Origin of the sequence: Prevotella sp. oral taxon 475 (genome assembly GCF_018127805.1) — a bacterium.
Lineage (GTDB): Bacteria > Bacteroidota > Bacteroidia > Bacteroidales > Bacteroidaceae > Prevotella.
The window spans coordinates 360,110-386,328 of sequence record NZ_CP072334.1 but is presented as its reverse complement, the minus strand read 5'-3'; the positions used below and the strand labels follow the sequence as shown (position 1 = coordinate 386,328).

Annotated in this window: 13 protein-coding genes; 12 read left to right on the top strand and 1 reads right to left on the bottom strand. The window is 51.6% G+C overall.

Features of this window, described 5'->3' with window-relative positions:
* Positions 1 to 30 precede the first annotated feature (30 nt).
* The 12 genes from J5A66_RS01445 (at position 31) to J5A66_RS01390 (ending at position 25,328) form a co-directional block, all read left to right on the top strand.
* Positions 31 to 1,590 carry a hypothetical protein gene (locus J5A66_RS01445; protein WP_249109996.1) on the top strand — a complete coding sequence of 520 codons (1,560 nt, stop codon included), beginning with the start codon at positions 31 to 33 and terminating at the stop codon, positions 1,588 to 1,590.
* 153 nt (positions 1,591 to 1,743) lie between these two features.
* Positions 1,744 to 2,811 carry a glycosyltransferase family 4 protein gene (locus tag J5A66_RS01440; RefSeq protein WP_249110038.1) on the top strand — a complete coding sequence of 356 codons (1,068 nt, stop codon included), beginning with the start codon at positions 1,744 to 1,746 and terminating at the stop codon, positions 2,809 to 2,811.
* 20 nt (positions 2,812 to 2,831) lie between these two features.
* Complete coding sequence (locus tag J5A66_RS01435) at positions 2,832 to 3,863, top strand: LacI family DNA-binding transcriptional regulator (protein ID WP_211790721.1); 1,032 nt, start codon at positions 2,832 to 2,834, stop codon at positions 3,861 to 3,863.
* A gap of 340 nt (positions 3,864 to 4,203) precedes the next feature.
* Positions 4,204 to 5,874 (top strand): sodium:solute symporter family protein, encoded by a 1,671-nt coding sequence (locus tag J5A66_RS01430; RefSeq protein WP_211790720.1) that lies wholly within the window; start codon positions 4,204 to 4,206, stop codon positions 5,872 to 5,874.
* Between the two features lie 15 nt (positions 5,875 to 5,889).
* On the top strand, positions 5,890 to 8,193 hold the full coding sequence (locus J5A66_RS01425; protein WP_211790719.1) for an FAD-dependent oxidoreductase: 2,304 nt from the start codon (positions 5,890 to 5,892) through the stop codon (positions 8,191 to 8,193).
* Positions 8,194 to 8,195: 2 nt separating this feature from the next.
* Positions 8,196 to 10,649, top strand: a complete 2,454-nt coding sequence (locus J5A66_RS01420; protein ID WP_211790718.1) for a hypothetical protein — start codon at positions 8,196 to 8,198, stop codon at positions 10,647 to 10,649.
* 78 nt (positions 10,650 to 10,727) lie between these two features.
* A complete protein-coding gene (locus tag J5A66_RS01415) occupies positions 10,728 to 14,018 on the top strand; it encodes a hypothetical protein (protein ID WP_249109995.1) in 3,291 nt (1,096 codons plus the stop codon).
* A 19-nt stretch (positions 14,019 to 14,037) separates the two neighbouring features.
* On the top strand, positions 14,038 to 17,148 hold the full coding sequence (locus J5A66_RS01410) for a TonB-dependent receptor (protein ID WP_211790716.1): 3,111 nt from the start codon (positions 14,038 to 14,040) through the stop codon (positions 17,146 to 17,148).
* Positions 17,149 to 17,162: 14 nt separating this feature from the next.
* Positions 17,163 to 18,827 carry a RagB/SusD family nutrient uptake outer membrane protein gene (locus J5A66_RS01405; RefSeq protein ID WP_211790715.1) on the top strand — a complete coding sequence of 555 codons (1,665 nt, stop codon included), beginning with the start codon at positions 17,163 to 17,165 and terminating at the stop codon, positions 18,825 to 18,827.
* Between the two features lie 204 nt (positions 18,828 to 19,031).
* Positions 19,032 to 21,167, top strand: coding sequence for a TIM-barrel domain-containing protein (locus tag J5A66_RS01400; RefSeq protein WP_211790714.1), 2,136 nt, complete (start codon positions 19,032 to 19,034; stop codon positions 21,165 to 21,167).
* A gap of 251 nt (positions 21,168 to 21,418) precedes the next feature.
* Entirely contained in the window at positions 21,419 to 23,662 is a 2,244-nt protein-coding gene (locus tag J5A66_RS01395; RefSeq protein WP_211790713.1) for a GH92 family glycosyl hydrolase, read from the top strand.
* Between the two features lie 10 nt (positions 23,663 to 23,672).
* Positions 23,673 to 25,328, top strand: coding sequence for a beta-N-acetylhexosaminidase (locus tag J5A66_RS01390; protein ID WP_211790712.1), 1,656 nt, complete (start codon positions 23,673 to 23,675; stop codon positions 25,326 to 25,328).
* Here J5A66_RS01390 and J5A66_RS01385 read toward each other — a convergent pair.
* On the bottom strand, positions 25,325 to 26,164 hold the full coding sequence (locus J5A66_RS01385; RefSeq protein WP_211790711.1) for a hypothetical protein: 840 nt from the start codon (positions 26,162 to 26,164) through the stop codon (positions 25,325 to 25,327). The genes J5A66_RS01390 and J5A66_RS01385 overlap by 4 nt on opposite strands.
* Positions 26,165 to 26,219: the final 55 nt, after the last annotated feature.

Sequence of the window (26,219 nt, the reverse complement as noted above, 5' to 3'; positions counted from 1 at the left end):
AACAATTATAATAACTTTGCAACCAACAAAATGAATCGCAATTTTAAAAATCGCTCTTTGAAAACGGTCATCACGACCGCAGTGTTAGGCTTAACGTGCAGTCCTGCCTTCGCTGGCGGATTGCTGACCAACACAAATCAGAACATCGCCTTTAACCGCAACTTCGCCCGCGACGGTGTGATTGCCATCGATGGTGTGTATAGCAACCCTGCCGGAGTGGCGTTTTTGGAGAAAGGATGGCATCTGTCGTTCAACTTCCAAAATGCCTATCAAACCCGCACCATTGAGAGCGGTGTGAAGGTTCCGGCAGCTAATGCCACACCGTTCTACGAACCGTTCAAACTCAATGGCGGCGATGCCAATGGAGTAAAAACCTTTGTGGGAAAAGCATCGGTGCCCATTCTGCCTTCGTTCCAAGGCGCGCTGAACTACGAGAAATGGGGATTCCAAGTAGGATTCGGCTTGATTGGAGGCGGCGGAAAGGCCAGTTTCAACGACGGACTCGGATCTTTCGAACGGCAAATCGCCCTCATCCCTGCTTCGTTGGCTACTGCTGGACTGACCAGTTCTACACCAGCCTACTCGGTGAACAGCTATCTCAAAGGTCAGCAGTATATCTTCGGACTGCAACTCGGAACTACCTATCGGTTCAACGACCATCTGGCCGCCTACGCCGGAATGCGTTTCAACTACGTATATAATAAGTACACGGGAAGCATCACCGGCATCACGGCGAACATCGCAGGGCGAAATGAGGTGCTCTTCGACTATTTCGGCGCGCGTGCAGCACAACTTAATACGCAGGCTGCTGCCTTAACGGCTCTCGCCGAGAAAGAAACCAATGCCACATTGAAAGCCCGATATCAAGCCGGAGCTGCTCAGGCCACCGCTGGTGCTCAGGCTATGACAGCGCAACAAGGACAGGTGAAAGATCGGCACTTGGAATGCACCCAAACGGGATGGGGCGTAACGCCCATCGTCGGACTGGATTATAAGGTGGGGAAATGGAATTTTGGCACACGCGTTGAGTTCAATACGCACCTCAATATCGAGAACGATACGAAAGTAGACGATACCGGCCTGTTCAAGCATGGCGTGAATACGCCCAGCGATCTGCCCGGACTTTGGACCGTCGGAACGCAATACTCCATTCTCGACAATCTGCGCGTGATGGGTTCTTACCACTATTACTTCGACAAAAGTGCCCGAATGGCCAACGACAAACAGAAACTTCTCGGTGGAAACACACAGGAATTTCTCGCCGGAGTGGAATGGGATGTCACACCGAACATCATGTTGAGCGCGGGAGGACAAAGAACGCACTACAGCTTAGGTGATGGCTCGTATCTCACGGACATGAGTTTCGTCACCAGTAGCTACTCTATCGGCTTCGGAGCACAAGTGCGTTTGGCCAAGAATATGAAACTGAACGTTGCTTATTTCTGGACCAACTACGAGCATTTCGACAAGGCTTACACTCAGCAGATCGTCACTCGAAAACAGCCGCTCGTGCAAACCGAACTACAAAATACCGACCGCTTCACACGCACCAACAAAGTGTTGGGAGTGGGTTTGGATATAGACATTTAACTTAATACTTTATCTAACTCTCTAATTCTCTGCCCATATCTTCATCCGCGAGGACAAAAGGATATGGGCCTTTTTGTATATCATCGGTCGGAACTGTGAGGGAGATTGCGTATCTTTGCAAGTAATACATTCAACATCAACATCTTGAAGAAAGTGATTTTCCTGCTGCCCGGACGCGGAACAGTGCCCGTGGGTGGCTTTAAAGTGGTTTTCGAGTATGCCAACAAGCTCGCTGCCGACGGCATTTCCGTCGAACTGGTCTATCCGCGAATCAACGACCATCGTCGTTTCGACCTCGTACACACGCTGCTCTATGGGCTCAACTTCTTTTATAAACGCCTGACGAGGCAGTATAAAACCCGCTGGTTTCCACTGGATAGTCGCATCCGCGAACGCTGGGTGTGGCGGTTGGATGCCTGTCGATTGGACAAAAAAGCTGCGGTAGTGGCTACCGCCATCGAGACGGCTCTCTCTTTGCACCGCAACAAACGGGCAAAGAAAGGAGAAAACCTTTTCTATTTGATTCAGGATTTTGAGAACTGGGCTTACACCGACGCACAGGTCATCGAGAGTTATCATCTCCCGATGAAGAAGTTTGTCATTTCTCGCTGGCTCCAAAAGATCGTGGAAGATTGCGGCGAGAAGGCTATTTACGTGCCCAATGGGTTCGATGCGGAAGCGTTTCGCCTATCGATACCCGTAGAAGAACGCACGGCACAGCATCTGGTTTGCCTTTATCACGAAGATCCACGCAAAGACTTGCCCACACTCTTTGCCGCTCTTCAGCGCGTGCGCGAACATGTTCCAACACTCCAGGTGAGCTTCTTCGGCGTTTATCCACCACCCGCTCTGCCACCGGGATGCACCTATCATCGCTGTCCGGAGCGGGCATTGCTCAACCAACTTTATAATTCTGCCGCCATTTACGTGGGAGCCAGTAAGGTGGAAGGCTGGGGATTGACCCTGGGAGAAGCCATGTTGTGCGGTTGTGCCGTGGCTTGTACCGACAATCGGGGCTATCTCGAGATGGCCCGACAGGGCAAAACGGCTCTCATCTCTCCGGTTGGCGATGCTGATGCGCTGGCTGTCAACGTTTGTCGGTTGATCGAAGACGATGCGCTACGCCACCGTATTGCGCATACCGGACACCGGTTCATCCAATCGTTCGACCCCCAACGCTCCTACGAACAGTTGAAAACCTGCCTTCAAGGTCATCTATAAATTCGGAAATTCTTACGCTTATGTCGGTCCGCAAACCCACCATCAAAGATATAGCTCAGGCACTCGGCATCTCGGTTGCCACGGTATCGCGTTCGCTCAATGGTAGCCACGAGATCAGTGAGCATACGCGCAACTTGGTGATGAACAAGGCTCGCGAACTGAATTATAAGCCCAACATTCACGCTCGCAATCTGCTGAAACGGCGCAACAATATGATTGGTGTCGTGGTGCCTGAGTTCATCACGTTTTTCTTCCCCGAAATCATCATCGGTATCCAAGAAGTGTTCAACGCGCAGGGCTATCAGGTGTTGATTTGTCAGTCGAATGAATCGTCCACACTTGAGCGTCGCAACATCGAGATGCTCGAGTCGAGCATGGTAGAGGGGCTGATTGTGTCGGTGACTAAGGACGCCCGCAACATCGATCTCTACACGCGTTTGATAGCGGAAGGCATGCCCATCGTCTTTGTGAACCGCGTTTTGCCCGATCTCCGGGCCACACAGGTGATTCTCGACGACAGGAAGTGGGCCTTCAAGGTGGTAGAACACCTCATAAAATGTGGATACCGCCATATCGCCCACTTGGCCGGGAACGAGCATCTCGCTGTGACAAAAGAACGATTGCAGGGCTATCTCGACGCACTCGAGACCTATCATCTTCCCGTTCGTGACAGTCTGGTGATGCACGTCGGCATTCAGCAAGACAGAGCCAAGGCCGGAATAGACTATTTGATGAGTCTGCGACAACGGCCCGATGCCATTTTTACCGTGAACGACCCGATTGCCATCGGCTGTATGCTCGAGTTGCGTCGTCGTGGAATACGCATTCCCGAAGATGTTGCAGTAGCAGGATTCTCCGAATCGCCCATCGGGCGGATTATGGAACTGACCAGTGTGTCGCAGCCTACCTTCGAGTTGGGCAGAACGGCAGCCTTACGCCTCCTGCAGCAGATGAGAGAGCCTGGCATACCGGTAGAGACCATCGTGCTCGAGGGCAAACTCAACGTGAGACATTCGACACTTCCGGTCGACAAGAGGAAAGAAGGAAAATAAAGTGCTCTACCCAGTGCGGAATAGAGGCTGACCATCTCAAGATGTGCGGGAGATCATCTCCCGAGGGTCCGGAGGTCATCTCCCGAGGATTCGGAGAGCATCTCCCACAACGTAAGAGGTGCTCACCCACACAGCAGGAAATCATCATCCCTTCTGAAAACATCAGTTCAGGATAACTTCTTAGACTGTATTCTTGACAACGCTCACCATGACACAGACATTTCCATCGGAACGCCGCAAACGTTTGCGGTGATATTTCATCACGGCAGAACATTTGTTGACGTCCTGCCGTAACTTTGTCTTTGTAATTTTCAAACCTAAAACGATTCAACCTATCGTTATGACCCTACTCGACTTCATTATGGTGGCTTTGCTCACCATCGGCGTACTTTCGGCAGGCATGGCCTTTGCCAAACAAGGCAAGAACATGACCTCTTTCTTTGCCGCAGGCGGTGCCGTTCCTTGGCAAACCAGTGGTCTGTCGCTCTTCATGAGCTTTTTCTCGGCCGGCACTTTTGTCGTTTGGGGCTCTGTTGCCTACCTGCATGGCTGGGTTGCGATCAGCATACAATGGACAATGGCCTTGGCAGGACTGCTCGTGGGCACGTGTATTGCCCCCCGTTGGCACCGAACAGGCTCGCTCACCGTGGCCGAATACATCGACAAACGTTTAGGCGTACATGTTCAGAAAACCTATACCTTTCTGTTTCTCTTCATCTCACTCTTCCTTACGGCGTCTTTTCTCTATCCCGTAGCCAAGATTGTAGAGGTATCTACTGGCCTCGACCTCAACCTCTGCATCATTCTCTTGGGCGCATTCTGCATACTCTACGTGTCGGCAGGCGGACTTTGGGCCGTTGTTTCCACCGATGTCTTGCAGTTCATCATCCTCATGGCAGCCATCATCATTGTGGTTCCGCTGTCGCTCGAACGCGTTGATGGCCTACATGCACTCCTCTCGCAACTGCCCGAGCGATACTTCCAACTCACCGCCAACGAATATCCACTACTTTTCATCCTCGCATTCGGACTTTACAACGCCATCTTCCTTGGCGGAAACTGGGCCTACGTGCAACGCTTCACTTGCGTTCGCACCACCACCGATGCCAAGCGTGTGGGTTGGTTTTTCGCTGCTTTATACTTTGTTAGCCCCATATTGTGGATGCTTCCACCAATGGTCTACTACCTGCTTAATCCCTCTTTGGGCGTAATGGAGAGCGAAGGTGCTTATCTCATGATGTGCAAAGAAGTGTTGCCAAAGGGCATATTAGGGCTGATGATAGGCGGAATGATATTCGCCACCACCAGTGCGATGAACTCCAAACTCAACATTGCGTCGGGCGTAGTAACCAACGACCTTTACAAACGCCTGTATCCGCACAGTTCGCAGCGGCGACTTATGCTTGTGGCGCGCCTTTCCACCGTGGCCTTTGGGGTTATAAGCATACTCATAGCCCTGCTCATACAGCACATGGGCGGCGTTGTCAACGTGGTAATCAGCCTTGCAGCCCTCACGGGCGTTCCACTTTACCTGCCCGTTATATGGACTTTGTTCTCGCGCCGGCAAACGGGTTCAACGATATTGGCCACCACCATCACCACATTGGTGGTTAATGCGCTGTTCAAGTTCGCGGTGCCAGCCCTAACGGGCTTTACATTTAGTCGCACAGGCGAAATGGTTTTCGGCTGCGCCTTGCCCATCATCATGCTCGCAGCCTTCGAGATTTATTTTATACTGACCGGTAAAACCAGTAACCGCTACGCCGAATATGCCGCATGGGAACAAGCCAACAACGCCAAGCGCAACACCCTAACGGCACAGGCACAAGCCGAAGCCAAAAGCGAAAACACATACAGCAAGCGCATCATAGGCCTGGGAATATTCTTTATCGGCCTTGCCATCGCTCTGCTAGGACTGCTCTCCGAGGGACATACCATGCTTGTTGCAGGCACTGGGGCTTGCTTTATGCTCATTGGAGCGGCCTTAACATGGAGCATTAAAAAACAATGAAAACAAGAACTAGCAATGATTGAAGAACTATTTGAAAACAATAAGCGCACACAACACACGCAACACGTGGCCGCCGACCTGCTTGTAGCCGGTGGCGGCATGGCTGGCGTATGCGCCGCCATAGCCGCTGCCCGACAAGGACTGCACGTTGCCTTGGTGCAAGACCGACCTGTGCTGGGCGGAAACGCATCGAGCGAAGTACGCCTATGGGTATTAGGCGCAACATCACACATGGGCAACAACAACCGTTGGGCAAGAGAAGGTGGACTACTAAACGAATTGTTGGTTGAAAACACCTACCGCAACAAGGAGGGAAACCCCGTTATCTTCGATACCGTATTATTAGATAAGGTACTAGCCGAAAAGAACATATCGTTGTTTCTCAACACGGTGGTCTACGACATGGAGAAAAAAGGCCCGCGAAACATTGCCCGCGTAACGGCCTATAACCCGCAGAACGAAACTCGCTACCACTTTCATGCAAAACTGTTTTGTGATGCAACGGGCGACGGGCTGTTGGCCTACATGGCCGGGGCACACTATCGGCAAGGCGCAGAAGACGCCGAAGAGTTTGGCGAGAAGTTTGCCCCCAATAAAGAGACGTATGGCGAAAAACTGGGACATACCATCTTCTTCTACACTAAAGATGCAGGAAAGCCCGTGCAATACGTTCCCCCACATTTTGCACTTAGCATCAACGAAGTGGAAAGCAGCATCAACAAGATACACAATCCCGAGTATTTCTCAACCAAAGAAGCAGGCTGCAAATACTGGTGGATTGAATATGGAGGCCGACTAGACACCATTAAAGATACCGAAGAGGTGAAATATCGGCTGCTCAGTGTGGTGTACGGCATTTGGAACTACATCAAGAACTCCGGCCGCTTTCCCGAATCGCGCAACCTTACCTTAGAATGGGCCGGCACCATTCCAGGCAAACGCGAGAGCAGGCGGTTCGTGGGCTATTACATGCTTACCCAACAAGACATCATTGAGCAACGCATGCAACCCGATACTGTGGCTTTTGGTGGATGGTCGCTCGACCTACATCCGGCCGACGGCGTGTTTAGCAAAGAGAAGAAAGCCTGTACGCAATGGCATGCCAAGGGTATCTACCCCATTCCCTACCGTTGTTACATCACACCTCATTTAGACAACCTTTTCCTGGCTGGGCGCATCATTAGCGCCACCCACGTGGCCTTTGCCTCAACACGCGTGATGGCCACTTGTGCCGCTGGTGGCGAAGCCGTGGGAACAGCCGCAGCATATTGCATACACCATCATTGCGCGCCAGACGAGCTGATGGACGAGCAACACATGGCCAAATTGCAAACCTTGCTCACGCGCAATGGCGTTTACCTGCCTCAAACCGATGTGCAGATAGCCAACAACGCCCTGCAAACAGCCACCATCAAGGCATCGTCGACATTGGTTTTAGACCAACTGCCACCCAGTGGCGAGTGGAAAACACTGGTGCATTCGACAGCACAGATGCTCCCGATAAGCAAAGGTGCAATGCCCAACATCAGCCTTTGGCTCCGAGCCGGCCAAGAAACAAGCCTGCAAGTGGAGCTACGCATCAGCAGCAAGACCTTTAATCACACCCCCGACCAAACGTTAGAAACCTTTGAGCTGCCATTGCATGCGGGCGAACAAGAGGTTACATTAGCCTTTAAATGCCACATCCCCTCAGACTGCTACGCCTTTGTGTGCTTCATAAAGAACGAAAATGTGGCACTGCAAGCATGCAACAGCATCGTTAGCGGCGTAATGGCAACCTTCAACAAGTGCCTTCCGGCCGTGTCCAACTGGGGCAAACAAGAACCGCCTGCCCACATCGGCGTAGAGCGTTTTGAGTTCTGGTGTCCCGAAAGGCGCGAAAAGGCCTACAACATCGCCATGAAAATAACGCCCGGTTTGCGTTGTTTCGCTCCCGAAAACCTGCTTGCGCCGCCCTATCGGCCCGTAAACAAGCCCAACGCATGGGTTGCAGCCTTGCACGATAAGCAGCCCACGCTAACCTTTACGTGGGAAAACGAACGGCAGATAAAGGGCATTAAGCTGTTTACCGATGTGGATTACGACCATCCGATGGAAACCGTTCAATGGGGACACGCCGACAACCGCATGCCCCAATGTGCAGACGGTATTGAGATGATTGCCTCGCCCAACACGCATATCACCATTACCAATAACTATCAGGCCATGATAGATGTGCTGTTCGAGGGGCAAGGCATCACCACCAACCGTTTGGAAATACGCCTATCTAACGCTTCGCCCAATGCGGCTGTGGCCTTGATGGGCATTCAATTCATATAATCATGACGCAAAGAAGCATTACCCTAGCCCTAGGCCTGTTGCTTTCTGCATGTGCTTTGCTCCATGCACGCACGCCAAAGCAAATTGTTTATCGCCCAACCGACAACACCCTGGTTGTGCCCACCACGCACGGCCAGGTGCGCTTGCCCCTTAGCGGGCAGCATCTGTTCGTTGCCGGCACGGATTTTAAGCCGCAAGTAATCGACACTTTCAAAACTACGCACAACATACATTTCATCGAAGACAACTTTATTTACCCACGGCGGGCATGGCTAAACAACATCACCAACGTGTCGCTGCTCACGGCCGGCACGCACGTTAAGCTGCAAACATATCATGTTCTGTCGCGCCAACCGCTCACATTAAAGGCCGAAAGCCAATGGGCCGATGTGTATCTGCGTTTCTCGGTCAACGGAAACTCCCTCTTCGTAAACCAAACCCTCGTGCCAAAACAAGATGGCTGCTACTCGTTGTCCACCCCAAGCCTACCCATCGCCAAGCCCCAAATGGGGTTTAAGGCCGTAATACCCGGTTACGTGCATGCCGAATGGGTAAATCCCGACTTCGTTTCGGCCTACGTTTACGAACACGGAATGCCCAACAAGCCCGTTGTATACCAAGACAAGTGCGCCACAACGCCCGTGTCTATCATGCAAACACAAGGCTTAACCATAGGCATTGCACCCGAAAAACAATTTCCACGCAAGCCTTACCTCAACGGAGAGAACACACATGCCCAATGGAACGTGGGCTATGGTGCTATGGATGCCGAGGGAAAACTTAGTCCCCAGTTATATTATCCTGTGCTAGGAACACCAAAATCAACCTTAAAGAAAGGGCAGAAGCTGCATTTTGCCTATCGTATCATCCTCTCTAACAAGGGCTGGTACGACGTTTATAAGCAAGTGGTTTATGGCATGTACAGCTTCGATGCTATGCGTAAGGCCACCAACGAGCAACCACTCACAGCCCGCATAAACAAGATTTACCACTATATGCGTACCCAATCGGCAAAGCTTTTCCGAAAGGCAGAGTGCGAAGGCGTGTCAATTAGCGCACAAGATTATCGTGGAGGCGTGCATGGCGCAAACAGCGATGCCATGAAAAACGCCGACTACGGGGCCATGTGGATGACGGTGCGCATGGCCAACGACACGGTATTGGCTAACAACCTGCTACCCTACGTGCGTAACTTCAAACTAAAACAACAGTTTGCCACAGGCAAATACGCAGGTGCACCGCAAGGGCAATACTTCTTGTGGAAGAGTAAGCGTTGGGTGGAAGAATGGGGCGAACACATCGAACCCATCGCCATTACCTATTATTCGCTCATTGATGTGGCAAACATGTTGCTGTTCGAGCCCCACGACACCGCTCTGCAAGTAAGTCTGCGTACATCGGCCAACCTATTGCTGGCTATGCAAAGGCAAGACGGCAGCTGGCCTTTGGGCGTAAGCTTAAAAGACGAAACCGACATCTTGCCCGACCTAAAAGACCTTCGTCCCACGTTCTACGGCCTGTATGTGGCCTATAAAATGCTGGGCGACGACAAGTACTTGCAAGCCGCCATGCGGGGTGCCAACTGGTTTATAGCGCATGCCGTGCGCCCAACAGCCTTGGTTGGCGTATGCGGCGACACGCGCTTTGCACCCGATTTTGCCACGGCCATGTCGGTTCAGGCTCTGCTCGACATGCACCAACTAACGGGCGATGTGCGCTATAAAGATGCTGCTCTTGACATGGCACGCTATTTCACCACCTATATATACACCCATCCGGCCGACGTAACTCCCATTAAAGATAAAGAAGGGCACAGCCTCAACCCTCTACAATACACCCAAGCAGGACTGGCATGCGAACATATCGGCGTTATTGGGTCGGCCAATCCGCAAGGACCAATCCTCCTTTCAAGCTTCGCAGGCATGTTCGTCAGGCTTTATCAGCAAACGGGCGATATGCTTTTCCTCGACATGGCACGCGCCTCGGCCAATGGCCGCGACCGCTTTGTTGAACCCGAATCGGGCATTGCAGCCTATTATTGGGCACATTTCAACAAGGTTGCCTTACCCTATCCGCAACACGCATGGTGGCAATTGGGCTGGCTAACCGACTATCTTGTGGCCGAAGCCGAACTACGCAGCAAGGGGCGCATATCCTTTCCGCGAGGTTTCGTAACGCCAAAGGTTGGGCCACACAAGGTTCTGGGTTTCTCTGCGGGCACTATCGACGGCGAAAACGTGGAGCTAACCATTGGCAACGATAGCCTTTCGTGCCATAATGCCAACCTCGAATTGCTTGTTGCACGTTCCACAAAAGGCAGTCATGGCTATGCCATCGTTATGAACAGCACCAACCGCCCCACACAAATGCGCCTAACAAACGCCCGTGGGCAGTGTTTGAAAACAGGCGTTGTAGCCCCCTTTGGCATCGAGATAGTGAAACTAAGACATATATAATAAGGTGTAATTATGCTAAAAACAGCAGCTTGTTTATTGGCTATATGGTTGGCCTTACCACTAAAAGGGCAAACCTATATGCTGGAAGCAGAACGCTTTCAGTATGTGGGTGGCTGGAAAGTAGAGAAAGATGTCGAAGCTTTCAATAAGGCCGTGCTCATCGTTACGGCGGGCGGTAGCGGTGCTGCGCATGCCACAACCGTATTCGAAGTGCCTCAAAGCGGACGTTATGTGTTTTGGAGTCGCACGAAAGATTTCCATACCAAGGCACCACGAACCCGCATTTCGCGTCTGATGGTAGACACCATACAACTCTCTCTCCAAGGCCGACACGGCATGGAAGGCTATCGCTGGGAACAAGTAGGCACCATTGAACTGGGCGAAGGGCTACATGTATTGCGGGCTTGCGATGTGGCGGCCAACTATGCGCGTGTTGATGCCGTGCTGTTTACACGTGACGAAGGCCTCGACCCCAACCAAATGACCTACAAACAGCTTACGAAATACGAGATACAACCCATCCCCACGCCCCTGGAAAAGCCGTCAACAACAATGGCACAAAACGCCCTTGCGTTGCTCAACACAAGTTCGCCTGTGGCTGATGAAATCTCAAACGGCCTGTTAAGGCTCCGTATTCATACGGCAAACAACCAATTGGTGCAACACATATCGGTACACACAAAGGGGCAATGGCGCTGCTGGGACAGCCCCCAACCTCACAACCGCTTGTACATCATTAAGTCGGCACGGCCCCAATTGGGCTACAACTCCATCTTTCCACTATGGTCGGGCGGGCAAGCACCATTGCTTCGCGTGGGCAACAACACCTATCCCGTATTTGAGCAGGCCCACTTGCAAAACCCATTTCTAGCAGGTAAGGTTTGTCCAATGCACATCTTCCGCCACGAAAAGGCTGGCCAAAACACGCTACGCGTATGGTATGTGTCGACCGATAACGACACAATAGCCTCTACATGGACTTTACATGCCAACAGCCACGTAGTGGACGTGCATTTAGAATATGTTGCACGCACGCCACAATATTACAGTTTAGCTTTCGAAGCCTTTCAGCCACAAGCAGAAAATGCAGTGACGAATGTTCTGCTTTCGCCCCTTTACCAGTTCAAACGTCTGCCAGCCACCCCCAATCTCTTGCCTATAACCCTCACGCCACAGCCCGTTAGCATCATCGAGACAGGCAACCTAAGCTGTTTCTTGGCACCCAACCCCCAGCATCTGAAACGCAATTGGGGTATATACGATATGGGCTTATCGCTTAAAAACGCAGCCAACCAGGTGCAACCCGTGGCCTTTTCGCCCATACTGGGCGAAAAAGACTCGTACAAGAAGAAAGGCGAAAAACTTACAACCCACTTCAAACTGGGGCTATTGCCGCTGCAATGGCACAACACCCTGCAATACTTGTCGGACAGTGTGTTTGCCGTTCGCGATTACAGAGTACAAACAACACCGCTCACCGATGCCGTTTTCCACACCATCAACTTAATAAAGAACGATGAGGCAGCAGGCTGGGATGCCGCCATGAGGGGATTCCTAGACATCGAAAGCAACCCAAACGTACGCACGGAAGTGGTTCAGGCCGCACCTTTGGCACTGGTTTCGGCCGCCGTCATTACCCAAGACGAACAACTATACACCACACGCGCCCTACCTGCCATCGAGTACATGCTCTCGCGAAAGGGGTTCAGATGGGGCTATCCCCATACAAACGACCCGCAAACACAAACCTCAATAAACACATTCTCGCCGTTTGGGTCGCAATACAACACGGCTCACTTCGAGGCACTACACCGACTTTTGGGCCATAATAACCCGTGGCTGGCCGACATTGCCATGCCCGAAGGCAAACCCAGATACAGCAAAGGCTATGGCGTAGACCAGACTTGGGCAGACGACTTGGCCGCCTTCCGACTCACTAAAGAAGACAAATGGTTGGTGAAAGCCACCATCGGGGCCAACCACGAGCTGCAGACGGCACTATACAACAACCCCGCGAAGCCCATTTTGCCCTGGATGTTCTACCATGCGCAGGCTTATCCACAGTGGTTCGACCTGCTCGACCTCTATGATGTATGCAAAGACAAGGCCTTACTTGCGGCCTCTGCCTACGCCGCACACTTCACTATCGCGGGCATCCGCACTTATCCCCCTATCGGCAACGACACCATCCTCATCCATCAAGGAGGCAAATATGTGGGCAATGCCAATGTGTTTTGGAAGAAAGACAAGCCTTACAAGCTGGGCTATCCGCGCAAAGTGGGCGACGTAAGCGAGAAAAAGGTAAGTCAACAAGCACTTTCGCCCGTAGGACTGGGTTTTGAACAGCCCATGACCTTCTTTAACCGCGAGGGCAATATCAACCACACATTCATGTCTACATGGGCTCCTTCGCTTTTGCGGCTTAGCGGTTTGTGTGGCAACAGGCTGTTCGAGACGTATGCGCGCAACGCCGTTATTGGTCGTTTCGCCTCTTATCCGGGTTATTATGCCGCAGGCTACACCGACCTCCCGCTGGATTCGGTTTATCCTTACAAGGGTCCCGACGTCACTTCTCTCTATTATCACCACATCCCCTCGCACCTCGCCTTCGTGCTAGATTACCTACTTACCGAGGCAACACAACGCTCTAAGGGAGCCATTGGCTTTCCCTATGGGAAGCAAGAAGGTTTTGTGTGGTTCAACAACAGGGTGTATGGCGGCGAGAAAGGCTACATCCTGCACGACCGCGACGTACAACTTTATATGCCACAAAACCTGTTAAAGCTATCGTCCACCCACGTAAACTGGCTCTCGGCAGTGTCTGCCAACAACCTTTGGCTCATTCTGATGAACGAGAAAGATAGCGCGCTGAACGTAAGCTTGCGCTTAAACACACCGCTGGTATCGCCTAACGGCATGGCTACCGAGCACTACTTTGCACAAACCAACTCGGTTGTGAGCGAAGAACGTGCCCTGAACCAAAACGCACTTACCGCCACTATCGCACCCAAGGGCATAACGTTCGTGTCGTTGCCCTTAGCTAAATCGCTACCAACTTACACCTTTTCGCCCATTAGCAATGGGTTTAAGACGGTGCAACTAGATCCAAACCACAGGCTATACCTCTTCCGCATACGGTCGCCTTTTGGCTGGGATTCGCTCTATGGATACATCAACACGCCATTAACAAAAGGGTACACGGCAAGTTTAACCTGCCAAGCAGGTAGCGCGAAGGCGCAGATGGACAAGCGCATGGCCTTTCCCTACGAATGGAGCATAACCCACTTGCCCACAATCATGCCCCTTAACATCACGATGAAGATTGGCAACGAGCGCAAGACTATCATCACCAAGCAGATAACAATGTAATTACTAAGTAGCAATCTATATGAAAAAAATTCTTTTAGCATGGGTAGTATTCGTTACTACTAGTTTAAACGCACTTGCCCAACACACGATTGAGGGTACAGTGGTAGACGACACGCGAACACCTTTACTGGGTGTAACCGTGATGGAAGAGAACACATCCAACGGAACTGTCACCAACCAGGATGGCCATTTCAGCCTTTCGGTATCAGGACAGAAGGCCGTACTGGTGTTCTCGAGTATTGGAATGAAGGCCGTTCACCAACAGGTGGGCAAGGCCAAAAGCATGTACATCGTGTTAGAACCCGATGCTAAAGACCTAGGACAGGTGGTGGTTATCGGCTATGGCTCGATGTTGAAGAAAGATCTAACAGGCTCTGTGGGGTCGATAGACATGCAAGACCTGCGCAAATCTAATTCGGCATCGTTGCTTAACTCGATGGCGGGTAAGGTAGCAGGTGTTAACGTAACGGCTTCGTCGGGCGAATTGGGTGGTGATGTAAACGTGGTTATCCGCGGAAACAACTCCATCAATGCCGGAACGCAACCGCTTTATGTGATAGACGGCACATTGATCGACGTGAACAACGGCGAAGTGGCAACCTCCTCCATATCGGGTCGCGCCACATTTAACCCACTTGCAGGCCTCAATCCAGCCGACATCGAGTCTGTTCAAGTGCTTAAAGACGCGTCGGCTACGGCCATTTATGGTTCGGCAGGAGCAAACGGAGTAATCGTTATCACCACGAAGAAAGGGCAATATAATAAGACCGAGGTGAATTTCGATGCACGTTTTGGTCTTAGCAAGGCCACAAAACACGTTGAGATGCTGCAAGGACAAGAGTTTGCCGACTATCGTTTCTCGCGCTTCCCCAATAGTCTTGAATGGGGAGTGGACACCAATGGCGACGGCAAACCCGACCGCGCACGCATCTTTGGAAAGGAATTTGAAGACAATACCTCGCACGATTGGCAACGCGAGCTCCTGCATACGGGCTTCTCACAGAACTACAACCTCAGCATTAACGGCAGCAGTAAGTCCAACTCGTTGCTTTATTCGCTCAGTGGAGAATACCTTAAACAGAACGCCATTGCCCGCAACAACAGCTTCACGCGCTATACGGGACGCTTTAAGGTGGAATACGCTCCTACCGACAAGCTACGCATAGGCGGAAACGCTACCATTGCTCGCACCGAACTCTATGGCCCGGTGAGCATGGGAGGCGGACTCCAATACAATGGCTGGTTGGAAGCGATGTTCGTTTACAAGCCCTTCAACTTTAAAGTAGATCCAGGCGATCCCGATAATGGCAACGTCTCAAACCCTGCACAAACACTATTCGACTCGTACAAGAAAACGCCTCTCACGCGCATCCTTGCCAATGGTTTTGTGCAATATAAACCTTTGTCAGGCCTTACTCTACGTACAGATCTCAATACAGGTCTAACCTTCTCTAAATCAGAAGAGTGGTACCCTTCAAGCACATCGTGGGGATATGCCCGCAACGGACTGGCCAACGTGTTGGAAACAACCACCGAGCAGTGGCAAAGCACCACGACAGCCACCTATGTTAAGAGTTTTTCCGGACACAGTCTAACAGCCATGCTGGGCTTTGAAACCAGCAGTTATGTGTGGGCCAACCTGAACGTAACGGCCGAGAATTTCCCTGTGCAAACCTACAATCCCGTGTTCGACTTGCAGCAAGGAGGTGCCGCTATGCGCAAACCCTCTACCAACAAGTATCGTCAAACGCGTATGTCGGAGTTTGGTCGATTATTCTATTCGTTTAAAGATCGCTACCTCACCACCGTCACTCTGCGTCGCGATGGATCGTCGAAGTTCGGTGCCGACAACAAGTACGCCACTTTCCCATCGATAGCCTTGGCCTGGAAAGCCCACAACGAGTCATTCCTTAAAGGTGTGAAGACCATCGACGAGTTGAAGCTTCGCCTCAGCGCGGGTGTTTCGGGCAACGACCGCATCACGCCCTATCGCTCCCTTCAACGATTAGACAACACCTACTATCTCAACCTGAACGATGCCGCCATTCTGGGATTGGCTCCTTCCGAACGAGCCAACCCCAACCTGAAATGGGAATCTACCGCCCAATACGACCTGGGATTGGACGTAAGTCTGTTGAAACATCGTCTCAGTTTGGCATTCGACATCTATTATAAGCGCACCTCCGACATGTTGCTCCAAGGCGACGTACCCGGTCAAAGCGGGTCTTACAAGCAGTGGCAGAACATCGGCGAGGTGGAAAACAAAGGCGTGGAGCTCTCCATCAATTCACTCAACATCAACGCCCGCAACTTTAAATGGCGCACCACCTTTAACATCAGCACCAACCGCAACAAGATACTTTCGCTTGGCAAAGTGTCGACCATACCCGTGAACATCAACGACGGCACCATCAACGAAGTGTCGCGACTGAAGGTAGGTTCACCCATTGGAGGCGCATGGGGCTATGTTTGGGATGGTGTTTACCAAAAAGAAGACTTCGACGATCATGGCAACCTCAAGCCCGGTGTGGTGAGCATCAAAGGCATCAAGGTGAAACCTGGCGACTTGAAATACAAAAGTCTGAACGGCGACAACGAAGTGGACCCCGTCAACGACAAGACTTTCATCTCGCGCGGCGAGCCTAAGTTCTTTGGCGGACTGCTCAACAGCTTCGAATATAAGAACTTCTCGCTCTCATTCTTCTTCAATTACAGCTATGGCAACGAGGTGCTCAACATCTCCCGTTGGAAATTCGAAGGCTATTCGGCTCACTACAACGTGGCGGCCGAATACTACCACAACCGCTGGACCGAGACGAACCCTACCAATCGCTATCCCGCCATCAACTCGCCGAGAAAGAACGACGTGTCGTCTTACTACGTTGAAGATGCTTCTTTCTTGCGCTTACAAAACCTTACCTTTGCTTACAGCTTACCTCAAAGCCTGCTGAAGCCCCTAAAAATAACGGCTTGCCAGCTCTCGTTCTCAGCCGATAACCTGTTTGTGCTGACCAAATACACCGGTTTCGACCCCGAAGTGTCTTACCACAACAAGCTCATCACAGGCTTAGACAACGTTACCTATCCTCGTAGTCGTTCGTTCGCATTCGGTATTAACATCAACTTCTAAACACATATAGCATCATGAATACTAAGATAATGGCAGTATGCCTGTCGCTCACGCTGCTGTGCAGCTGCGGCGATTTCCTTGACGAGAAAGTATATTCGTTTGCCGAGGGCAACACGCTCTTTGCCAACGCCAGCAACACCGAGAAAGCATTGACGGGTGCTTACGATGCGCTGAACGCCAATGCCATACAAAACCAGGCACCGCACGCCCTGTTCTCGCGCAACATCCACTTACTGACACAACTGGGATGCGACGAAATGATTGGTCGAACCGACTTTATCGGCATTGCAGATATTAAGCCCTTCTGCAACTATACGTACAATTCAGAGTCGCGTTTCCTGGCCGATGCATGGTTTGCGCTTTACGCTGGCATATACAGAGCCAACGGTGTGATAGAGAATGCACCCAACGTGGCAGACATGAGTGAAGCTCGCCGCAAAGAGGTTGTGTTGGAAGCACGTTTCCTTCGCGGATTCTACTACACCTACTTGGCATGGTTCTGGGGCGGTGTTCCTTTGCAAAAGTCGGTGAACGACAGCGAATTGACACCCCGCTCGAGTTTAAAAGACGTGTATGAACTTATCATCAACGACTTAAAGAGCGCTTACGAGGGATTGCCCGAACGCAACACATACGACTCGCGCGCCAACAAATACACTGCCGCTGCTATGCTGGCCAAAGTGTATCTCTATTTAGCGGCCTGCAAAGAGAACAACGTTGGGGCCGACCTCGACTTCCCGCTCAACTCCTTCGACTGGGTGGACAGTCCCGCGCTGTATGCAGAAGCCAAGACGCTTTGTGCCGACATCTACGCACATGGCAAGTATATCCTGAACCCTGAATATGCCTATAACTTCATTGCCGACCGTCCCGTGCTGAAAGCCGAGCAGGCTAAAGAGGCCATCATGGTGGCTACCTTCGGCAAGGAAGCACCCAAGTATTTCGTGTTTGCCCACCTTACGGGCACCGTGGGCAACATCACACAAGACGGTGGCGGTGCAGGTTGGTTCCCCGCTATGGGCGAACTAATAAGCCTTTACAGCAAAACGGATGTGCGCTACAAGCAAAACATAGGCGGAGCAAACACCAAAAACAAGGTAAACATCTTGGGCGTAGAATATTATGTGCCGTCGGGTCTTTACCAAGCCGGCACCAACACCTTCCTCACGAAGTTCCGACAGAGTTCGCCCGCCGCGCGTTTGGCCGCCGGCATACCTGCGGCATCGAGCGTACTCAACTTCCCCATCATCCGTTTTGCCGACATTTTATTAATGTATGCCGAGGCAACCTACAAGACTGGCGATGAAGCCGGAGCCCGAAAACTGCTCGAACCCATCCGTCTACGTGCCGCCGGCAACAACGCTTCGGTGGCAGCAAACTTGGCAACGGCCTACCACAAAGGCAACTTCATGGACGAATTGAAGGACGAACGCTCGCGTGAACTGTGCGCCGAAGGCTGGCGAAGAATGGACCTTATTCGTTGGGGACGCCTGCAAAGCGTGGTGCAAAGCCTCAAAACCAGCAATGAAGGCAATGTGAAACCTAATGTATTTCACTACAACACCAAGCACGCACAAGCCGTTAAAGACAACTTCCAAAGCTATAAGATATGGTATCCCATACCCAAACGCGACAGGGAGGCCAATGCCAATCTGGTGCAAAACCCCGGATGGGAATAGACGTATGAGTGTTTTCGTATGCGGGAGGCCATCTCTCGGGCTGCGTCTGATGGCTTCCCGCATATCGTCTAAGAGTTTCCCATCCTCCGACTGACGACCTCCCATGATGCACTGCGGTTGTTCCGCACTCGTCGAGAGCACTTTCTTTCCGAGAAAAGCAATAAGAAAACGAATCAACCAACTATATACATCGAACCAATGGCTATGAGAAAAATCATCCTTGTATGGACTTGGATGCTGGGTTTGGCTGCTTCGGGGCAGACCTTCCGGCAGATAGAGCCGGGCATCTATATCGTTACCGCCGGGCAAGAAGACGCCCATACGCCTCTACGATATAAAGAACCCGTGGCAAAACAACTGCGCGAGATGCCCGCTGAGGCCAATCCCTTTGCCAAAGAGAGTGTGCACATCGAGGTGAATGCTCGCGGATGCGTAGTAGACCTTCCGCTTTCGGCCGACGAAAACATCTATGGCTTCGGGTTACAGATGGGCTCGTTTGTGCAGAACAACAAGAAAAAGCGTCCCTTGGTGAACGATCATCCCCTGAAAGACCTGGGCTATACCCATGCGCCACAGCCGTTCTATATCTCCAACAAGGGGTATGCCGTACTGATTAACACGGCAAGATATACAACTTTCTATATCGGCACAAACCGAAAAAACACCGACTATACACCCCTGCCAGACAACCAAAAGGCAAAGTTCTCTACCGACGAGCTGTACCGTTCGTCGGCACAAAGCGGTTCAAAGCCACGCGTACAGGTAGATATTCCAGGCGCAAAGGGGGTTAGCGTACTGGTGTTTGCCGGTCCCGACATGAACTCGGCGCTTCGCCGATACAACCTTTTTGCCGGTGGAGGAAGCCTGCCTGCACTTTGGGGACTGGGCATGAAGTTTCGTTTGAAAACCGATTCGAAACAGGAAGATGCCTACCGCATAGCCCATTATTTAAGAGACAAGCACATCCCCTGCGACGTAATTGGATTAGAACCCAAGTGGCAGACACGAGCCTACTCGTGTTCGTACGTGTGGAACAACGAGATGTTTCCCAACCCCAGCGAACTCATCAGTCGCACACGCGCCATGGGTTACAAGCTCAACTTGTGGGAACACGCCTTTGTTCACCCATCATCGCCCCTGCATCCACGGCTTCGATCCAAGTCGGGGAGCCATTTGGTGTGGAACGGATTGGTGCCCGACTTTGCCGACTCTACCGCCCAACGCATCTTCGCCGCCTACCACGACACTTGCTTTGTACAAAAAGGCATCGCCGCATTTAAGATGGACGAGTGCGACAATTCTAACATCACGCGGGGCGACCTCAACTGGAGTTTCCCCGAATTGACAACCTTCCCCTCGGGCATCGACGGCGAACAGATGCACCAGCTCTTTGGTTTGCTGTATCAGAAAACCCTTTATGGCGTTTTTCGCAAACACGGCATGCGAACCTGTTTAGACGTTCGCGCCTCGGGAGCGTTGGCCGCTCCCTATCCCGTCTCGGTTTATAGCGACACCTACGACTTGGAAGACTACGTACGCATGGTGTGCAACGCCGGACTGACAGGCCTGCTGTGGTCGCCCGAAGTGCGCGAGTCGGCCGACGAAGAAGACTTCTTCCGCCGTGTGCAAGTGGCCGTACTATCTGCCCAAACCCTCTTCAACGGCTGGTATTTGCGCTATCCTGCATGGCTGCAATTCGACAAACAGCTGAACAATGAAGGCCAATTCTTGTCTACGGCCACAAAGAACGAAGACACTGTGCGCCGCTTACTCAACTTCCGCATGTCGCTTGTGCCCTACCTCTACGCCCAATTCGCTCGCTATCGCATGGAGGGTACGCCTCCTTTCAAGCCCTTGGTGCTGAACTATCCAACAGACAAGGCGGTGGCGGAGATAGACAACCAGTTTCTTATTGGCGATGATTTGCTGGCCTGTCCCATTGTGACCAAAGGCAACGAGCGAACCGTCTACCTGCCCGAGGGCCGCTGGTATAACTTCAACACCAACGAAAGACTCGAAGGCGGACGAACGCACACCGTGCGTTTCGGCCTCGACGAACTGCCGCTCTTTGTGCGCGAAGGCACCATTCTGCCCCTATCCGAACCCGTAGACTGCCTAACGCCCCAAACGACATTCATCTTGCACTGCCGCGTTTATGGCAAGCAACCCCGCAACACGTTGCTGTTCGAAGACGATGGCGTGAGCTATGCCTTCGAAAACGGTATATATAATAAGGTGTCGCTCGGCTGGAACGGCCGCGGAAGCCTCAAACGTACAGGCAAGTTGAAGGGCATACGGTATCGGGTGAAAAGCTGGACGCAGATAGGAAAAGAAGACTAAACAGCCCTTCCTCGTGTTCGAGACAACCCGCAACGTGGCAAGCGGTTGTCTGCCCCAAAACAGTTGATATACCCAACGCTAAGAAAACAAATGGCGAAAGCTAAGAAAACGAATGGCAAAAGCTAAGAAAATGCCATGCGAAAGCTAAGAAAACGCGATGCAAAAGCTAAGAGATGACAGCTGCCCGAGATGAGGATGTATGCTAAGCTGTTGGTCATCTCGTTCCATTCGTCCCATTAACCACTCAATATATGATTCATTTACGCAAAAAACTCTTCTCCTTTCTCTTGGCCTCTGCTGTCACGGCATGGTGTCATGCCGAGGGATTCACCCGCTATGTCAACCCATTGATGGGCACACATTCGAGCATGGAACTCTCTAATGGCAACACCTACCCAACCGTTTGCCTGCCTTTCGGCATGAACAACTGGGCACCACACACGGGAAAACTGGGCAATGGCTTTCTGTATACCTACCAAGACAACTACCTCTACGGCTTTAAGCAGACCCATCAAGCCAGCCTCTGGATCAACGATTACGGTCAGCTATCGGTCATGCCCATAACGCGGCGCGACAACTTTACCGAAGAACGCCGCCGCAGTTGGTTCTCACACAAAACAGAAATTGCCCTTCCGCACTATTATCACGCCTATCTGGGCGATGCGCAAGCCCATGTGGAGCTGACACCCACCGAGCGTGCAGCGGCATTCAGGATGCAGTTTAACGGCGGCGACAGTGCATACGTGGTGATAGATGCCTGCGATGGTGGGTCGTATGTCAGGCTGATACCGGAAGAAAGGCGTATCGTGGGCTATTCTACTAAGAACAATGGCGGCGTAGGCACGGGGTTTAAAAACTTCTTCGTGATCACCTTCAACCGCCCTTTCCTCAATGCCATCATCTGGAAAGACAAGCAACTGCTGGATGGCGAGCGCGAACAGCAGGGGCCACACGTGGGAGCCGTGGTGGGTTTCGACCTGAAACGGGGCGAAACCGTAGAGATGCACATCGCCACTTCGTACATAAGCGAGAAACAAGCAGAGGTGAATTTGCAAGAGATTGGCAATAAAAGCTTCGATGAAGTGAAGGCAAAGGCCGAACAAACCTGGGACGCGGAATTGGCCAAAGTTAGCGTGAGGGGCGGCACCGACGATGAGATGCGCACCTTCTATACCTGTCTTTATCGCATGTTGATCTTCCCGCGCAAGTTCTACGAGATAGATGCTAAGGGCGACACCCTGCATTACAGTCCCTATAATGGGCGCATCATGCCTGGCATCCTGTATGCCGACAATGGCTTTTGGGACACATTCAGGGCGCAATTCCCTTTTCTCAACCTGATGTATCCCAACATCGTGACCGAGATTTTACGCGGGTTGGAAAACGTCTATAAGGAAAGCGGATGGCTGCCTGAATGGTTCAGCCCTGGTCATCGCGACTGTATGATTGGTCAACATTCGGCATCGGTCATCGCCGATGCTTACCTCAAAGGCATTCGCGGGTTCGACATCGATCTGCTTTACGAGGCCATCTGCAAAAGCACCAACAGCGTTGGACCGGTTAGTTCGGTTGGCAGGAAGGGGTTTGCCCAATACAATACACTGGGATATGTGCCTTGCGATGTGGACATTAACCAAAACGTGTCGCGCACGTTGGAGTATGCCTACGACGACTTTTGCATCTATCGTCTGGCCCATGCACTGAACCGCCCCAAGAAAGAGCAAGAAACCTTTCGTCAAAGAAGCCTCAACTATCGCCACTTGTTCGACAAGAGCATCGGATTGATGCGCCCCAAAGACAGCAAAGGGCGTTTCTTGACTCCCTTCGATCCCTATCGTTGGGGCGAACACTTTACCGAAGGCAACAGCTGGCAATACACTTGGTTTGTTCCGCACGACATCCCCGGATTGCAAAAGCTGATGGGCGGAGAGGCAAAGTTTGTGGAAAAACTCGACTCGGTGTTCTCGCAAACCCAGCGTTACGACATTTCTTATTATAAGCGTGGCATCATTCATCTCATCCGCGAGATGCAGAATGCCGACATGGGACAATACGCCCATCTGAACGAACCTATGCATCACGTGCCCTATCTCTACGCCTTCTGTCAGCCGTGGAAGACGCAACGCCTTGTGCGAACCATCATGTCGCGACTTTATGCGCCACGCCCCGACGGCTATTGTGGCGACGAAGACAATGGACAGATGTCTGCTTGGTACGTATTCTCTGCTTTGGGTTTCTATCCTTTATCACCCATTAGTGGCGAATATGCTGTGGGCAGTCCGCTGTTTAGGCAAGCCACCTTGCACCTTCCCAATGGAAAAACCATCCACATTGCCGCCCCGCAAAACAGCTCCACACATGTCTATGTATCGCAATTCTTGCTGAATGGGAAACCATACAGTGGCTCATTCATCAAGCATAGCGAGCTGATGAAAGGTGCAAAAATAGAATTCAAGATGAGTGCGGAGAAAACTCATCCCATCAAAAAAAATTAACCATCAACTGATGATACGCAAACATTTCTTCCTTATTGCAGTTCTTGGACTGTTGTCCATCACTGCTCATTCGGCAACGGTCGATTATAACGTAGTGCCTTTGCCTCAGTCTATCACAACAATGAAAGGTAAGCCCTTCGTGTTCAACGAGAAAACTGCCATCGTCTGCACATCGACCGACGAACTGATGCAGCACAACGCTCATTTCTTGGCTGAATATATTCAAGACGCTATTGGCCTAAAAACCTCTTGCACCACCACTATGCCCAAAGCTGAAAACCGCATTGTGCTGATGATAGATCGTAAGATGGTGGGCAAAGAGGCCTACCGCATAGTGGTGAACCATCAGCAAATAACCATTGCAGGAAGTACTTCGGCAGGCGTTTTCTATGGCATACAGACCCTACGCAAGGCCTTACCCGTAACCGTTAACGACAAGGGTGAACCCGTATCGGCATCACAGGTGGAGCTGCCTGCTGTGCAAATTGTCGATGCTCCCTTGCTGCCCTATCGCGGTATGATGCTCGATTGCGGTCGACATTTCTTTCCCGTAACCTTTGTTAAGCGCTTTATCGACCTGATGGCCTTACACAACATGAACGTCTTTCATTGGCATCTGAGCGAGGATCAAGGTTGGCGTATTGAAATCAAGAAGTATCCTAAGCTGATGGAAGTTGGTGCTTGGCGAAGCGGAACGGTTGTGGGGCACAACTCGGATGTGGACGATCATCAACCGCATGGTGGCTTTTATACTCAAGAAGAGATGCGGCAAATCGTGGAATATGCCCGACAAAGACACATCGAAGTGATACCCGAGATTGACATTCCTGGGCATACCCGGGCACTGCTGGCCGCTTATCCCGAACTGGGATGCACCGGCGGACCTTATAGAGTAAGTCATAACTGGGGCGTTCATCACGATGTGCTCTGTGTGGGCAACGAGCGCGTCTATACCGTTTTGCAAGACATCATCGACGAATTGGGACAGATCTTCCCCTCGGCCTACTTCAACATCGGGGGCGACGAGGCGCCTTCTACACGATGGCAACAGTGCAAACGCTGCCAAGACAAAGCTAAAGAACAAGGCATCGACACCAAACACTTGCAACAATACTTCACCAAGCGCATGGAACAATACATCAACCAAAAAGGTAAAACGATGATTGGTTGGGACGAAATACTGGAAGGCGAACTGGCCAAGTCGACCATCGTGCTCAGTCGACGTTACCTATCAACGTGGACCAAGGCGGCAAAGGCGGGGCACAATGTGATCACTTGCCCGGGTAGATATGCTTATTTCGATTATTATCAGACGAAAAACACGCTCCACGAGCCGCAAGCAATCGGCGGTTACCTACCCGTGGAGCAAGTGTATAGCTTCAATCCGCGCCCCGATACGGTGTCGGCCGACATCACCAACCACATCATCGGCGTGCAAGGAAACCTCTGGACCGAGTATGTTCCCACCACTGCGCAAGCCGAATACATGGTGTTGCCACGTATGGCGGCTCTTGCCGAGGTGCAATGGATGCCTGCTTCGCGTAAGGACTATGCTGCCTTTGTGGGGCGCGTCACCCGCCTTTCGCGTCTCTACGACCGTTATGGCTACACCTATGCCTTGCATATCTGGCCTGAAAGGTATAACCACAACCGCGAAGGAGATTAGAGGTCGACGGGTGGTCGACGCTGTTTGAACATCGACTGTTCGGCGGGTGTGAAGAGTTTGAATAAGGATTCGAGAAGCGAAGCACCGGTCTTGGTGATGTCTCGCGTGGGGGAATCTATCTTCAAACCGAAACTAAGAATCGTTCGGTCGTTGTTAAATGCAGATTGTTCGTGTCGCCCTGCCCACAAGCCTTCAGTGAAACGCAGGTCGGCTCGATTGTAACCGTAGAGTCCGAAACGGTAGTCCCAGGTCACGAAGAACGAGATACTGCTTAAGAAACGCAGTTCGCAACCGATCTGCGGAGCCACAGACAGGGCGGAGGCTTTAACGCGATAGTCGAGTATTGCCCGTCCGTAAGGCGGCAATTCGAGATTGCTGCGCCGCTCTCGGGTGTCAATATTGAGAACGTTGGTGTAGAGGGCACCACCGATAAAGGGTTGAACAATCCATCGTGGGTGGAGCGGATAGTACTTCACTCCTACTCGAAGACCTGCCGTATTGCGCTTAAGCAGTCCGTCGCCGTGGTTGTAACCCGTAAATATCTTCATGGGTTCGTAATACAGTCCGCCCGAGACGGATAGATGGCGGGTGAGATAATAATCCACCGAAAACTCGATAGCCATGTTGGCCCCATTGCCTTCCATTGTCGGTGTCTCGTCGGGAAAGATTTCAATTTGACCCGTATTCAAGGCAATACCCCAGTCACGGGTCTTCTCTTTCTTTTGTCTCTTAACACGTTCTTCATTCTTTTGCGTAAAGAAATTTTGTTCCTGTGCTTGCAGAGGCTGACAGATAGAGGTCATGAGCAGGGCAATGACAAAGCAGAATGGTTTCATAGGAAGAGAGAATAGGGATGGGATGTTTGCTGAGTGACTAAAAAGAGTCACACGA

What these genes read in the sequence shown, in the direction of transcription:
- J5A66_RS01410 (WP_211790716.1), top strand. Translation starts at nt 14,038, where the DNA reads ATGAAAAAAATTCTTTTAGCATGGGTAGTATTCGTTACTACTAGTTTA.
- J5A66_RS01395 (WP_211790713.1), top strand. Translation starts at nt 21,419, where the DNA reads ATGATTCATTTACGCAAAAAACTCTTCTCCTTTCTCTTGGCCTCTGCT.
- J5A66_RS01385 (WP_211790711.1), bottom strand. Translation starts at nt 26,164, where the DNA reads ATGAAACCATTCTGCTTTGTCATTGCCCTGCTCATGACCTCTATCTGT.
- J5A66_RS01435 (WP_211790721.1), top strand. Translation starts at nt 2,832, where the DNA reads ATGTCGGTCCGCAAACCCACCATCAAAGATATAGCTCAGGCACTCGGC.
- J5A66_RS01390 (WP_211790712.1), top strand. Translation starts at nt 23,673, where the DNA reads ATGATACGCAAACATTTCTTCCTTATTGCAGTTCTTGGACTGTTGTCC.
- J5A66_RS01415 (WP_249109995.1), top strand. Translation starts at nt 10,728, where the DNA reads ATGCTGGAAGCAGAACGCTTTCAGTATGTGGGTGGCTGGAAAGTAGAG.
- J5A66_RS01400 (WP_211790714.1), top strand. Translation starts at nt 19,032, where the DNA reads ATGAGAAAAATCATCCTTGTATGGACTTGGATGCTGGGTTTGGCTGCT.
- J5A66_RS01405 (WP_211790715.1), top strand. Translation starts at nt 17,163, where the DNA reads ATGAATACTAAGATAATGGCAGTATGCCTGTCGCTCACGCTGCTGTGC.
- J5A66_RS01420 (WP_211790718.1), top strand. Translation starts at nt 8,196, where the DNA reads ATGACGCAAAGAAGCATTACCCTAGCCCTAGGCCTGTTGCTTTCTGCA.
- J5A66_RS01430 (WP_211790720.1), top strand. Translation starts at nt 4,204, where the DNA reads ATGACCCTACTCGACTTCATTATGGTGGCTTTGCTCACCATCGGCGTA.
- J5A66_RS01425 (WP_211790719.1), top strand. Translation starts at nt 5,890, where the DNA reads ATGATTGAAGAACTATTTGAAAACAATAAGCGCACACAACACACGCAA.
- J5A66_RS01445 (WP_249109996.1), top strand. Translation starts at nt 31, where the DNA reads ATGAATCGCAATTTTAAAAATCGCTCTTTGAAAACGGTCATCACGACC.